Source organism: Frondihabitans cladoniiphilus, assembly GCF_039544345.1.
GTDB classification, from domain to species: domain Bacteria; phylum Actinomycetota; class Actinomycetes; order Actinomycetales; family Microbacteriaceae; genus Frondihabitans; species Frondihabitans cladoniiphilus.
Map to the genome: position 1 here is coordinate 17,491 of NZ_BAABLM010000004.1, position 13,243 is coordinate 30,733.

General features: G+C 68.7%; 11 protein-coding genes and 1 tRNA gene. 5 read left to right on the forward strand and 7 right to left on the reverse strand.

Annotated elements, in window-relative coordinates:
* Positions 1 to 92: 92 nt before the first annotated feature.
* On the forward strand, positions 93 to 2,054 hold the full coding sequence (gene acs / locus ABEA39_RS11070; protein ID WP_345375936.1) for an acetate--CoA ligase: 1,962 nt from the start codon (positions 93 to 95) through the stop codon (positions 2,052 to 2,054).
* Positions 2,055 to 2,118: 64 nt separating this feature from the next.
* Here the strand turns inward: acs and ABEA39_RS11075 are convergent, their stop codons facing one another.
* Together ABEA39_RS11075 and ABEA39_RS11080 are read right to left on the reverse strand one after the other, a co-directional pair.
* On the reverse strand, positions 2,119 to 2,610 hold the full coding sequence (locus tag ABEA39_RS11075; protein ID WP_345375938.1) for a RidA family protein: 492 nt from the start codon (positions 2,608 to 2,610) through the stop codon (positions 2,119 to 2,121).
* Positions 2,610 to 2,768, reverse strand: coding sequence for a DUF4177 domain-containing protein (locus ABEA39_RS11080; protein ID WP_459076809.1), 159 nt, complete (start codon positions 2,766 to 2,768; stop codon positions 2,610 to 2,612). The genes ABEA39_RS11075 and ABEA39_RS11080 overlap by 1 nt, the downstream gene beginning before the upstream one ends.
* A 50-nt stretch (positions 2,769 to 2,818) precedes the next feature.
* Between ABEA39_RS11080 and ABEA39_RS11085 the strand changes: the two genes are divergently transcribed.
* The 3 genes from ABEA39_RS11085 (at position 2,819) to ABEA39_RS11095 (ending at position 6,509) form a co-directional block, all read left to right on the forward strand.
* The gene (locus ABEA39_RS11085; protein WP_345375939.1) at positions 2,819 to 5,401 is read left to right on the forward strand and encodes a transglycosylase domain-containing protein; all 2,583 of its coding nucleotides are present in this window, start codon (positions 2,819 to 2,821) and stop codon (positions 5,399 to 5,401) included.
* On the forward strand, positions 5,398 to 6,366 hold the full coding sequence (locus tag ABEA39_RS11090; RefSeq protein ID WP_425556958.1) for a metallophosphoesterase: 969 nt from the start codon (positions 5,398 to 5,400) through the stop codon (positions 6,364 to 6,366). The genes ABEA39_RS11085 and ABEA39_RS11090 overlap by 4 nt, the downstream gene beginning before the upstream one ends.
* 69 nt (positions 6,367 to 6,435) lie before the next feature.
* Positions 6,436 to 6,509 (forward strand) — tRNA-Pro (locus ABEA39_RS11095).
* Positions 6,510 to 6,783: 274 nt separating this feature from the next.
* Here the strand turns inward: ABEA39_RS11095 and ABEA39_RS11100 are convergent.
* A complete protein-coding gene (locus ABEA39_RS11100) occupies positions 6,784 to 8,040 on the reverse strand; it encodes an amidohydrolase (protein WP_345375940.1) in 1,257 nt (418 codons plus the stop codon).
* Between the two features lie 87 nt (positions 8,041 to 8,127).
* Between ABEA39_RS11100 and ABEA39_RS11105 the strand changes: the two genes are divergently transcribed.
* On the forward strand, positions 8,128 to 9,246 hold the full coding sequence (locus tag ABEA39_RS11105) for a DUF4333 domain-containing protein (protein ID WP_345375941.1): 1,119 nt from the start codon (positions 8,128 to 8,130) through the stop codon (positions 9,244 to 9,246).
* Positions 9,247 to 9,314: 68 nt separating this feature from the next.
* On the opposite strand, the gene ABEA39_RS11110 is transcribed toward ABEA39_RS11105, so the two are convergent.
* The 4 genes from ABEA39_RS11110 to ABEA39_RS11125 all read right to left on the reverse strand — a co-directional run bounded on the left by ABEA39_RS11110 (position 9,315) and on the right by ABEA39_RS11125 (position 13,162).
* Entirely contained in the window at positions 9,315 to 9,920 is a 606-nt protein-coding gene (locus ABEA39_RS11110; RefSeq protein WP_345375942.1) for a thymidine kinase, read from the reverse strand.
* Positions 9,921 to 10,015: 95 nt separating this feature from the next.
* The gene (locus ABEA39_RS11115; RefSeq protein ID WP_345375943.1) at positions 10,016 to 10,765 is read right to left on the reverse strand and encodes a response regulator transcription factor; all 750 of its coding nucleotides are present in this window, start codon (positions 10,763 to 10,765) and stop codon (positions 10,016 to 10,018) included.
* Positions 10,752 to 11,897, reverse strand: a complete 1,146-nt coding sequence (locus ABEA39_RS11120) for a hypothetical protein (protein ID WP_345375944.1) — start codon at positions 11,895 to 11,897, stop codon at positions 10,752 to 10,754. Before ABEA39_RS11120 ends, ABEA39_RS11115 begins: the two co-directional genes overlap by 14 nt.
* Positions 11,894 to 13,162, reverse strand: coding sequence for a sensor histidine kinase (locus ABEA39_RS11125; protein WP_345375946.1), 1,269 nt, complete (start codon positions 13,160 to 13,162; stop codon positions 11,894 to 11,896). The genes ABEA39_RS11120 and ABEA39_RS11125 overlap by 4 nt, the downstream gene beginning before the upstream one ends.
* Between the last annotated feature and the right edge of the window lie 81 nt (positions 13,163 to 13,243).

The following is a 13,243-nucleotide window of genomic DNA, read 5'->3' on the forward strand; positions in this document are numbered from 1 at the left end:
GCTCGCCGGGGCGCCGCCGGGCCCGGAGTACTGTTCCGTATCAGGCCGCTGCATCCGACGGCCTCTCCTCGCAACGACGCGAAAGGACGACCATGGCCGACAACATCGACAATCTCCTCACGGAGACCCGCCGATTCCCGCCCGCACCCGAGTTCACCGCGCAGGCGGTCGCCACGACGGAGCTGGTGTCCAGCGCCGCCGACGATCGACTCGCCTTCTGGGCCGAGCAGTCGCGCAGTCTGCTCACCTGGCAGAAGCCGTTCACCGAAGTGCTCGACTGGTCGAACCCGCCCTTCGCGAAGTGGTTCGCCGACGGGCGCCTCAACGTGGCCTACAACTGCCTGGATCGCCACGTCGAGCAGGGCAACGGCGAGCGCGTCGCCCTCCACTGGGAGGGCGAGCCCGGCGACACTCGGTCGTTCACCTACTCGGAGCTCACCGCCGAGGTGAAGAAAGCGGCGAACGTCCTCCTGTCGCTCGGCGTCCGCGAGGGCGATCGCGTCGTGATCTACCTGCCCATGATCCCCGAAGCCGTGATCTCGATGCTGGCGGTCGCCCGGATCGGAGCCGTCCATTCGGTGGTCTTCGGCGGCTTCAGCGCCGAGAGCCTGCGTGCTCGGATCGACGACGCCAGCGCCACACTCGTCATCACGGCCGACGGCGGGTGGCGCAAGGGCTCCGTCTCCGCCCTCAAACCCGCCGTGGACGAGGCCCTCGAAGTGAGCGAGCACGGCACGACGACCGTGGCCAAGGTGCTGGTGGTCCAGCGTGGGCACAACGAGGTGGAGTGGCAGGCCGACCGCGACGTCTGGTGGCACGAGGCCATGGCCGGCGCGGCCGAGGAGCACGTCGCCGAGGCGTTCGAGGCCGAGCATCCCCTGTTCATCCTCTACACCTCGGGCACCACGGGGAAGCCGAAGGGCATCCTCCACACCTCGGGCGGTTACCTGACCGGCGCGTCGTACTCGCACCGCAACGTCTTCGACCTGCACCCCGAGACGGACGTCTACTGGTCCACGGCCGACATCGGCTGGATCACCGGCCACACCTACGTCGTGTACGGCCCGCTCGCCAACGGAGCCACACAGGTCATCTACGAGGGCACCCCCGACTCCCCCGAGCCCGGGCGCTGGTGGGACCTGATCGAGAAGTACCGGGTCACCCTCTTCTACGCGGCTCCGACGGCCATCCGCGGCTTCATGAAGGCCGGCCGCGAGATCCCCAACCGGCGCGACCTGAGCTCGCTCCGACTCGTCGGCAGCGTCGGCGAACCGATCAACCCCGAGGCCTGGATCTGGTACCGCGACGTGATCGGGCACGGCGACGTCCCCGTCGTCGACACCTGGTGGCAGACCGAGACCGGCTCGATCATGATCTCGGCCCTCCCCGGTCTCACGACGTTGAAGCCCGGCAGCGCCCAGGTGCCCCTCCCCGGGATCGCGGTGGACGTCGTGGACGACCAGGGCGCGCCGGTCGGCAACGGCGAGGGCGGCCTCCTCGTCATCACCGAGCCCTGGCCCTCCATGCTCCGCGGTATCTGGGGCGATCCCGACCGCTACATCGAGACGTACTGGTCGAAATTCGGTCGCACGGTCTACTTCGCCGGCGACGGCGCGCGGAAGGACGAGGACGGCGACATCTGGCTCCTCGGTCGCGTGGACGATGTGATGAACGTCTCCGGGCACCGCCTGTCGACGGCCGAGATCGAGTCGGCGCTGGTCTCGCATCCGATCGTCGCCGAGGCCGCCGTCGTGGGGGCCGCCGACGAGACCACCGGTCAGCGGGTCGTGGCGTTCGTCATCCTGCGGACCTCGCAGGTCGACACGATGAGCACGGAGGATGCGGTGGCCGCCCTCCGCGGGCACGTCCAGCACGAGATCGGCGCCATCGCCAAACCGCACACGATCTTCCTCGTGCAGGAGCTGCCCAAGACCCGCTCGGGCAAGATCATGCGCCGCCTGCTCCGCGACGTGGCCGAGGGGCGGGACATCGGCGACACCACGACGCTGGCGGACACCTCGGTGATGCAGATCATCCACGCGCAGGTGGGCTGAACCGCATCGAGAAACGACGAGAGGGCCGGAGCGATTTCGCTCCGGCCCTCTCCTCTTCTGGCGCCTAGTGGTGCTCTTCGACCTCGAGGACCAGCTCGACCTCGACGGGCGAGTTCAGCGGCAGCACCGCCACGCCCACGGCGCTTCGAGCGTGGTGCCCGCGGTCGCCGAAGATCTGGGCGAGGAGGTCCGACGCCCCGTTGATCACGCTGGGCTGTCCGAAGAAGCCCGGGTCGGACGACACGAAACCGGTGACCTTGAGGATGCGCGTGATGCGATCAAGGGAACCGATCACCGATTTCGCCGCGGCCAGGGCGTTGAGCACGCTGTAGCCGGCATACGTCTGGGCCTCGGCGGGCGACACCAGGCCGGGGCCGTCGCCGACCTTGCCCGTCGCCGGGAGCGCGCCGTCGACGAACGGCAGCTGCCCCGAGGTGTAGACGACCCCCTTCGAGAAGACGGCGGGCACGTAGGATCCGGCGGGTGCGGCCACGGGGGGAAGGCGGAGCCCCAGCTCGGTCAGGCGGGCTTCGATCCCCTGCTCTTCGGCGCCCATCAGGCGGCCTGCACGGGACGCTTGAGGTAGGCCACGAGGCCTCCCTCGGGAGATTGGAGCACTTGCACGAGCTCCCATCCCTCCGATCCGAAATTGTTGAGGATCGCGGTGGTGTTGTGCACGATCAGGGGGGCGGTGAAGTACTCCCAGAGGACCATCTTCGGCGTCCGTTCAGTAGTTATGTCAGGCAATCACTTACCCTGATCCTATGTCTGCCCAAAAAAAGAGGCCTACGTCTGTCCTCGGAGCCGTCCTCGGTTTCGTCGGGTTCAGCGCGATCGCCGGCCTCCTCGTCACCATCGGCGTGACACCCGCTCTCGCCGTCGGAAGCGTCACGGCATCCTCTTCGATCGGCATCTTCAACAACCTCCCCGAGTACATCTCGATCGGCCAGCTCCAGCAGCGCAACACCCTCTACGCCCAACAGGGCGGCAAGCAGGTCGAGTTCGCCACGCTGTACGACCAGAACCGCGTCAACCTCAAGTGGGACGACGTCTCCGTCAACCTCAAGAACGCCGCCGTCGACGGCGAAGACCGCCGGTTCTACGAGCATGGCGGAGTCGACCTCACCTCGATCGTCCGCGCGGGCCTCGGTACCGTCTCCGGTCGCGAACTGGGCGCGGGAGGCGGTGGTTCGACCCTGACGATGCAGTTGGTCAAGAACATCCGCCTGGCCCAGGCGCAGAACATCAGCAACGCCGCGGACCGCGCCTCCGCCGTCCAGGACGCCACCGACGAGACCGTCTCCCGCAAGCTCCAGGAGATGAAGCTCGCCATCGGCCTCGAGAAGAAGTACACGAAGGACCAGATCCTCCTCGCGTACCTCAACATCGCGTACTTCGGCGATCAGGCCTACGGCGTCGAAGCCGCGGCCGAGCACTACTACAACAAGACGGCGAAAGACCTCTCGCCCGTCGAGGCCGCCAGCCTCATCGCGATCGTCCAGTACCCGACGTCGCGAAACCTCTCGACGCCGAAGAACTACGACGCCAACGTCGCCCGTCGCAACGTGATCCTCGCCAGCATGCTGCAGGAGAAGAGCATCACGAAGACCGACTACGACGCCGCCGTGGCCGCGAAGCCCGGAGACTACGTGGTGCTGACGCCGCCGACGAACGGCTGCGCGGCCGTGACGTGGCCCGGCGCCCAGTACTTCTGCGACTACGTGCAGCAGAACGTCAAGAATTTCTCCTTCCTCGGGAGCGACGCCTCCACGCGGGAGAAGAACTGGAAGACGGGTGGCTACCAGGTCCACACGACCCTGAACCTCGACCTCACCGCGAGTGCCAAGGGCCAGCTCGACAGCTACGCCCCCAACACCGAGTCGCGCTTCGCTCTCGGGTCCGTCGTCGACTCCATCGAGCCGTCGACCGGACGCATCGTCGTGATGGCCCAGAACAAGACGTACTCGCAGGTCGAGGGAGACTCGACGGCCACGGCCATCAACTACAGCACCGATCAGGCCTACGGCAGCTCGCAGGGCTTCCAGACCGGATCGACGTACAAGCTCTTCACTCTGGTCGACTGGTTGAACAAGGGGCACGGGCTGTACGAGACCGTGAACGCCACGCGCAGGCCGATCACGCCGATGACGACCTGTGGCGTCACCCGATCCACCGTCTCGTCGGCATTCCCGAGCGGCTACAACCCCAAGAACGACGAGATCAACCTCGGCGGCACGATGAACATCCTGACCGCCACTGCCGACTCGGTGAACGTGGCCTACGTGGCCATGGCTCAGGAGCTCGACCTCTGCGACATCCGCACGACCGCAGAGAGCATGGGCGTCCACCTCGCCGACGAGCGCAAGACCAAGGAGCTCAGCGACACTCCGGCGTCCGTGCTCGGCACCAACAACATCGCTCCGCTGACCATGGCGAGCGCCTACGCGACGATCGCCAACGGGGGCAAGTACTGCGCCCCGATCATGGTCGACAAGGCGATCGGCCCCAACGGCAACGAGCTCGCCGGCCAGTCCCAGGACTGCAAGCAGGTCGTCTCCCCCGACGTGGCGGCAGCAGTCGTCAACGCCATGCAAGGCGTGTTCACGCACGGCACGGCGGTCGGCGCCAAGCCCAACGACTCGATCCCCCAGTTCGGCAAGACCGGGACGACCAACAACGCCGACCAGATCTGGCTCATCGGCTCGAGCACGGCCCTCACGACCGTCGTCTGGATGGGCGACACCTCGGGCAAGCAGACGAGCCTCCGGCTGAAGTCGAGCCCGAATCACCGCGGCACGACCTACGCGGCCAGCAGGTCCGCCTTCTTCAAGGCCGTGCAGACGGTCAACGACACCGTCTACAAGGGCGGCGCGTTCCCGACCGTCAGCCAGGCGATGCTCCGCGGAAACGGCATCTCCGTGCCCGACGTCTCCGGGCAGACGTCCGACCAGGCGCAGGCGACGCTGAAGAGCGCCGGACTCAACTACACCGACGGCGGCACCCAGGCCGGCAGCCAGCCGGCCGGAGACGCGCAGAGCAGCAGCCCCGGCGCCGGTTCGATCGTCTCGAAGGGCGCCTACATCACCGTCTACTCGAGCGACGGCTCGCAGGCCGCCTCGGTGCCGACCGTGACCGGTCAACCGCTGAAGAGCGCTCTGTCGAGCATCCAATCGTCCGGTTTCGACCCCACGAAGGTGACCGTGACCTTCGCCCAGGGTCAGAACAACGCCCAGTGCTCGGTCTTGTCCTCGACCCCGTCGGGCGGCAGCTCGGCCTCGAAGGACACGGCGATCGCCCTCCAGGTGAGCGGCACCACCGACGGGAAGGACCCCGGTACCTGCTCGTGAGTCCCTCCAGCACGTCCCGAGGCGGTGACGCGGCCCTCGTGGCCGCCGGCATCGCCACCGTGGCCGCAGTGGGCGCCGTAGCGTACGGCACCCTGGTCGAACGCAATCGGTTCACCCTCCGTCGGGAGACCCTGAGCATTCTCCCGCCCGGCTCGCGCCCACTGTCGGTGCTCCACCTCTCCGACCTGCACATGGCCCCGTGGCAGACCGAGAAGCAGGACTGGATCCGCGGACTCGCGGTCATGGAGCCCGATCTAATCGTCAACACCGGCGACAACCTCGGTCACGTCGACGCCTACGACGCCGTCGACTACGCCCTCGAACCGTTCAGCGGCATCCCCGGCGTCTTCGTCCATGGCTCGAACGACTACGTCGCCCCCATGTTCAAGAGTCCGCTCACGTACTTCGGCGGCCCGAGTCGAGCCCCCAAGACCCCGGTGATGCTCGACAACGACCGCCTCACGGCCTCGTTCGAGTCGTACGGCTGGCTCGACCTCAACAACACCGCGCGCGCCCTCGAGATCAGGGGGTCGCGGCTCGAACTCTTCGGCGTCAACGATGCGCACCGAGGCTGGGCTCGCCTGGAGAAGATCCCCGGCGCCCTCGACGACCTGCGCGAGAACGTCGGCTGGCAGGACGAAGACGGCCCCGAATCCGTCTCCATCGGCCTCACCCATGCCCCCTACCAGCGAGTCCTCAACTCGTTCGTCACCAACGGTGCCGACCTGATCTTCGCGGGCCACACCCACGGCGGCCAGGTCTGTCTGCCCGGCTACGGCGCCCTCGTGACCAACTGCGACATCCCGCGCGGGCAGGTGGCCGGTCTCAGCACCTGGAACCACGCCTTCCGACAGGCCGCCCTCGAGGTGTCCGCAGGGCTCGGGACCTCCATCTACGCACCCTTCCGGTTCGCGTGCCGACCCGAAGCGGTCCTCGTGACATTGACCGCACGAAACATGGGCTAAACTTCTGGAGTCGCTTCGGACGCCCTCGGGCGGACGAAGACCGAGTCAGGTGCTTCACGCAACTGGCATCGGGGTGTGGCGCAGCTTGGTAGCGCGCCTCGTTCGGGACGAGGAGGTCGTGGGTTCGAATCCCGCTACCCCGACACGAAATAAGGCCTCACCCTTCGGGTGAGGCCTTATTTCGTGTTCCTATGGCTCGCCCTCCGGGCGACGCGAATAAATCCCCTTCCGCCGTCTTGGGCGGGGCCATTTCTCGTTCCCCTATGGCTCGCCCTCCGGGCGACGCGAATGAACCTCGCTCCCCAGTCCCTGGGGGTGGTGCGCAAATCGCGAGCGATCGGCCCGGCAGGCCCCGGACCGCCGCGCAATGGCGCGGCAGCCGCGCAAATCACTCGCCATTTGCGGACAGAGGCACTGTCAGGGGCGGGGGAAACGCTCCACGGTCCGGCCACGGTGGGCGGGTGCATCCCACGTGTAGACGGTCTTGCCGGCGATGAGGACGTGCTCCGCCCGGCTCGTCGCGTCGAGGGGGTCGCCCGACCAGATCACGACGTCACCGTCGAGCCCGGGAACGAGGGCGCCGACGCGCGAGTCGAGACCGAGCATCCTCGCCGGATTGATGGTCAGCGCCTCGAGAGCCGTCTTCGGCGGCAGCCCCTCCTTGACCGCGAGCGAGGCCTGGAGCACGAGGAGGTTGATCGGCACCACCGGGGCGTCGGTGGTGATCGCGACGGTGACACCGGCGGCCGCGAGCTCCGCCAGGTTCGAGATGGCCCGGTCGCGCAGCTCGACCTTCGACCGCGAGGTGAACAGCGGCCCGTAGATGACGGGGATGTTCTTCTCGGCCAGGACGGCGGCCAGCTTGTTGCCCTCGGTGCCGTGGTTGACGACCAGACGGTAGCCGAATTCTTCCGAGAGGCGGATGGCCGTGGCGATGTCGTCGTGGCGGTGCGTGTGCTGATCCCAGGCGAGCTCGCCGTCGAGCACCCGGGCGAGCGTCTCGAGACGGAGGTCGCGACGGAACGGCTCGCCCTTCGCCGCGGCGTCGTCACGCTTGGCCTGGTAGAAGCGGGCGTCCTCGAAGGCCTGGCGGATGACCAGAGCCACGCCCATGCGCGTCGACGGCAGCTTGTCCTTCGAGCCGTAGACCCGCTTCGGGTTCTCGCCGAGCGCGCTCTTCACGCTGACGGACTCGCTGATGACCTGCTCGTCGACGGTGCGGCCGCCCCAGGTCTTGATCGCGACCGTCTGACCACCGATGGCGTTGCCGCTGCCCGGCTTGACGACGATGCTCGTGATGCCGCCGGACAGGGCGTCGCGGAAGCCTTCGTCGTCGATGTCGATGGCGTCGAGCGCCCGGACGCCCGCCGTGTTGGGGTCGGTCATCTCGTTTGTGTCGTTGCCCGCGGCGCCGTTCGCCTCCTCGTGGATGCCCACGTGACCGTGCGCCTCGACGAAGCCGGGCACCACCCAGCGTCCGGCCGCATCCACGACGGTGGCCCCCTCGGGCACGACGACTCCGGAGCCGACCTCGGTGATGACGCCGTCGACGATCACGACGGTGCCCTCCTCGATCGGATCGCCGACGACGGGGACGACGCGGCCGCCGACGACGGCGGTGACGGAGGACGGAACGGAGGGGAGGGAAGCGGAATCCTGGTGCGGTGTGCTCATGCCCCCACGCTACTGACACCAGGAGTGGGGCTGCCGAGAGCCCGAGCCTTTGCCTACCGTGGGAGGTGCGTTGGACAGGGGAGAACCGTGAGCGACATCAGCACCGTCAGTCCGGTTCCGGGCTGGTACCCGGACCCGACGTCGGCCGCACCGTATCGCTGGTGGGACGGCGACCAGTGGACCCGCGAGACCCTGGCGGACGCCCCTGCCGAAACACCCGGCCCGACCGCTTCATCCGGCTCGACCGAGGCCCTCCTCCCGACCCGCCGGAGCCTACGCGAAGCGACGAGGGAGCCGGAGCGCGCCCCCATCCGCCCCGGCGTCGTCCAGGGCGTCCCGCACTCCCCCGGACGCGGATTCACCCCGCCGGCCGCCTGGGTCGCCCATGCTCCGGCCTATCCGCCGGCCCCGGCCTCGCTCGTCCCGACTCGCGCCTTCCCGCCGGGAGGCCCGACGCTCGGGCCCGCTCCCACCAACCGACCGAGCCGGCTCGCGCTGACGTTCGTCCTCTTCGCCGTCCTCGGGCTCGGCGTGATGGGCGGAGTGAGGGGCTATGAATCGGCTCGAACCACGGCGCCCGGCAGTGGGGCGAGCATCCTCGTCGCCGTCGTCGCTCTCGTCGTGGTCGGCCTCCTCCTGGCGTCCCTTCCGCTGGCGGTCGTCGGCATCGTCCGGGGCAACGAGCTGGCCCGCTGGGGCCTGCCCGCGATCGGGCGGACTGCGGCGATCGTGGCGCTCGTCCTGGCCGGTCTCTACATCGTGGGCGCGACGCCCTCGTTCGTCAGCGGCCTGGAGCACGGACTCGCAGCGCGGAACGCGGCCGCGAAGCTCGGCATCGACACGGGTCTCGGAGGCACGGGTCTCGGAGGCACCGGCCTCGGCGGGACGCCCCTCGGCGGCGCGCCAGGATCGTCCGGCGCGCAAGGGACGGGCGACACGTTCGCCGAGCTCCCCCAGGTCGCCGTCGTCTCCCCCTCGGGAGACGGCAGCTACGTCTACTCCCAGGCGCAGGCGCAGAGTGCCCTGTCGCAGGCCTACGCGGCGACGCTCAAGGCGAGCCCGGCCTCCGTGGCCTGCCCCGCGGCCGAGCCGGTCGGCACGAGCATCAGCTTCGAATGCACGGTCACCCTCGCCGGGGGCACCGTCACGAGCGCGACCGTGACCGAGCTGGACGAGCAGGGGCACGTGCAGATCCAGGCGCACTGACCGGCGGGGCCCCGGCTACAGGCTTGGCGGGCGCCGCACGACCTCAGGCCAGGACCCCCGTCCCGACCTCAGGCCAGGACGCCGCCGCTCTCGTCGAGGTAGCAGGCCCCACAGAGCGACTCGTAGGTGACGGTGGCGCCGTCGATGGCCACCTGATCGCCGTCGAAGACGAAGCGTCCGTCGATGAGTCGGGCGTTGAAGACGGCCTTGCGTCCGCACCGGCAGATGGTCTTGAGCTCTTCGAGCGAGTGCGCCACCTCGAGCAAGCGTGCGCTGCCGGGGAACGCCTTGGTGCGAAAATCCGTCCGGATCCCGTAAGCGAGCACGGGGATGCCCAGCGTGATCGCGATGCGGAGGAGATCGTCGACCTGGACCGACGTCAGGAACTGGGCCTCGTCCACGAGCAGACACGCGACGTCGGTCCCCATGGTCTCGTGCACCCGGTCGCGGGCGGCGGCGAAGACCTCGAGGACGTCGTCGCTCGAACCGATCATGACGTCGGCCGACCGGGCTACCCCGAGCCGGGAGACGATCTGGTCGTCGCCCTTGGTGTCGGTGTCGGGTTTGGCCAGCAGGACCTGCTGGCCGCGCTCTTCGTAGTTGTACGCGGCCTGCAGGAGAGCGGTGCTCTTGCCGCTGTTCATGGCGCCGTAGCGGAAATAGAGTTTGGCCACCTGACGAGGCTAGTACAGCCCGCTGCTGCCGGTCGCCGCGCTCCTCCTCCGGCCGGCCGCCGCACTCCTCCTCCGGCCGGTCGCCGCGCCCCCGCCTACTGCAGGTAGCCGTCCTCCGCCGCGCGACGGATCAGCTCCGCCTTCTTCGAAGCCGGCCGGTTGGCCTTGGCGTATTTCTCGCGGACTCGACGCAGGTACGTCTTCGCGGTCTCGTACTGGACGTTCATCTGCTGCGCGACCTCGTTGGTGCTGAAGCCCGAGACGTAGAGACGGAACGCCTCCGCCTCGCCGGCGCTGAGCTTCGGCCGCGACTGGTTGGCCGCCCCGACGGGCAGGGGACGCCAATCGCGCTGAGGAGCGCTGTCTCGGGCCACGCCCATGACCTGGCGTGCTGCGTCCATGACCTCGCGCATCGGAAGCGCCTTCGAGAGGAACGCGGAGGCACCGGCGTCGAGGGCCCGCTCACGCGACTCCCGGGTGTCGAGGCTGGAGAGCACGACGACCTTGGCCCCCGCGGCTCGGCAGGTGCGGACCCGCGCCTCGATCGAGACCGGCTCCTTCAACTGGAAGTCGAGAAAGACGAGGTCGGTCGGGAAGTTGTCGCTGTGGACGAGCTGCAGCCAGGTGTGGGCGGTGAGCACGAGGTCGAAATCGTAGGCGTTGACGTTGATCCAGCTCGAGAGGCTGTCGAGCAGCACCTCATGGTCGTCGAGGATCGCCAGACGGACCCGACGCTGGCTGGGCGCGGTGGGATCCGGGGTGGCCGAGTTCCATGAAGCGACGGGAATATTGCGCCCGGGGCCGGACCTGAGGGCGGGGATACCGTTCGGGTCAGTGCTGGTCATAAGAGAACCTTAATGTCAGGAGGGAGCCGTTCACATCGACCTGGAGGTCGCGGAACAGGATGCGGAGGACTGCGAAATAGGGGGCGTAGAGCTGGCGGACGGCGGTGTCGGAACCGGGGCGCTCGATGCGGATCAGGGCGCGGACCAGGGGTTCGTCGTCGTGCAGGGCGATTCCGAGAGTCGACTGCCGGGCTGAGGGATCTCGGCTCGTGGCACCCACCAACGCCCGGATGGCGGTCCGCTGGTCGGTGGTCATCCCATCGGCGAGATGCCCTCGGTCGGTGATGGTCCCTGCATTCCCGTCGGGGCACACGTCGAGGAGCAGTTGCTCCAGCCAGCTCCTGTCACTCTCGGACACGATGCGCTGCCGGATCGCGTCGGCGGCATGGCGGGCCCTGCGGCTGTCTTCTTCGGTCACGGCCCCGCGCTCGACGAGCTCGGAGAACAGTGGCACGACCTCGCGGTTCAGGCCGGTCACCCGATCCTGCTGAACGGAGCGGGCGATGCCGGGACGCATCTCGTGGGCGCTCTCGTCGGTCAGGAACCGGGCCCGGGTCAACCACTGGTCGACGAGGTGCACGAACGTGGACGAGTACACGGCCGAGCCGACCCCGAGAGCCAGAACGGGCGTGATGCCGATGACGACGTAGAGGAACGCCGGAGCCTTCGTCGCGAACGTGGGAGACTCTGCCGCCACGACCACCCCGACGCACACGACGGAGGCGAGGGTGGCTACGAGGATCTCGCGACTGGGCCGGAACGGGGATGCCGCCAGCAGCAGGAGGCCGATCACGACCGTGCCCCAGTCGTCTCGGATCATGAGGTCCCGGCCGGCCGTCGCCGCTCCCTCGGCCATCATGGCGAGGATGCCGCAGAACACGACGAGCGAGAAGCTGCGGCGCGTGAACGGGGCACGATACGGGTTCGACGCCATCGCGAGGATCCCCCCGCCGACCGCGACCAGCAGAATCGCCGCGATGGAGAGGCGCATGTCGGGATGCGGGTCGGGGCTCGTCAGCGTGCGGAAGATCGGCAGCAGCACCGCGAAGACACCGAGGAGGAGCGTGATGGGCCGTTGGTTCAGGGCTCCGAGGGGATCGGTCTGCTGAGCGGTGGCCTCGCGGCCGCTCACGCGGCGCTCTCCGGATACGACGGACCGGACGGTCGTTCGGGCTCGCGACCGGTGCCGGGCGCGGACTGCCGGGCGAGCGGGGATCGATCGGCGGGGAGACCCAGCATGACCGACGTGCCGTTGCCCGGCTGGGACCAGATCTGGACGGTGCCGCCGGCGCGTTCGATCCGCGCCCGGATGGAGTTGCGCACCCCGAGCCGATCGCTGGGAGTCTCGGTCTCGGAGAATCCGACGCCGTCGTCGATGATCATGACCGTCACGTCGGTGTCGGACGAGAACGTGACGAGCTCGGCCTTGGTGGTGCCCGAGTGCTTGAGGACGTTCGCGAAGCACTGCGTGGCGGCGAGGGCGAGAGCGGTTCCGCGTGCCGGGTTCAGCCGGGAGATGGCCGAGACGTCACCGGTCACGGCGACCTCGAGACCCTGCCGGCGAGCCTGCTCGACGGCGAGAGCGAGGGGACTCTCGTCCCACCCCCGGTGCGCGGCGTCGACGTCGGCCTCGGCCTCGCTCAACCACTCCTGACCCACCAGGGTCGAGAGGTCCTCCTGCATCGCGGTACGGAGCGCGGGATCGAGGGGACCCGGTTCGGCCAGCGAGATGGCGGCCAGGTGACTGAGGACCGTGTCGTGGACGAGGGCGGAGGCCTGCTGCTCGATCTCGAGTCGCATCGTGGACATCTGCTCTTCGCGGGCCGCGCGATGCAGGTTGGGCTGCTCCCGGTAGGCCCGCTCTCGCGCCACGAGCGATCCCCCCATGGTGATCATGATCAGGAGGTACCCGAGAAGGGTCGTGACGTCGACCCGAGGGAGGGATCCCGTCTCGGCGACGGCGATCTGCGTCGCCACCTCGCCGGCGATGAGGCCGACGGTGGCCCAGAGGGGCCCGCGGCGGGACGAGGCGCCGCTGCCGCCGACCATGACGAGGGCGAGCTTCGGCAGGGCGACGGTGAACGCGTCGGAGGAGTTGACCGATGAGATCTGCGAGAGGACGGTGACCGCGTACACGTACACGGCCGCCCCTCCGATGACGAGGTAGGCGATGGTCGACAGGGTCGAACGGACCCGCTCGACGAGGAGGACGAGGCCGACCATGGGTAGGAGGGCGAGGAGCGCCGGCCACAGGATGAGCGAGCTCCGGGAGAGCTGGGCGCAGAGGAGGACGATCGCCCCGGCGGCGAGGAGGACCAGTGCGATGGCGTGGCAGGCACGAGCGATCGCACGGGCGGAACTCTGAGGAGCGAGGTGGTTGGGAAGCCCGAGCAGCACACGTCCTCCTTCGTTCGGCGTCGGCACGGGGCCTGCGTTCGAGCGAATGCGGCCTCCAAGAAGTATGCCGCAGCGGCACGA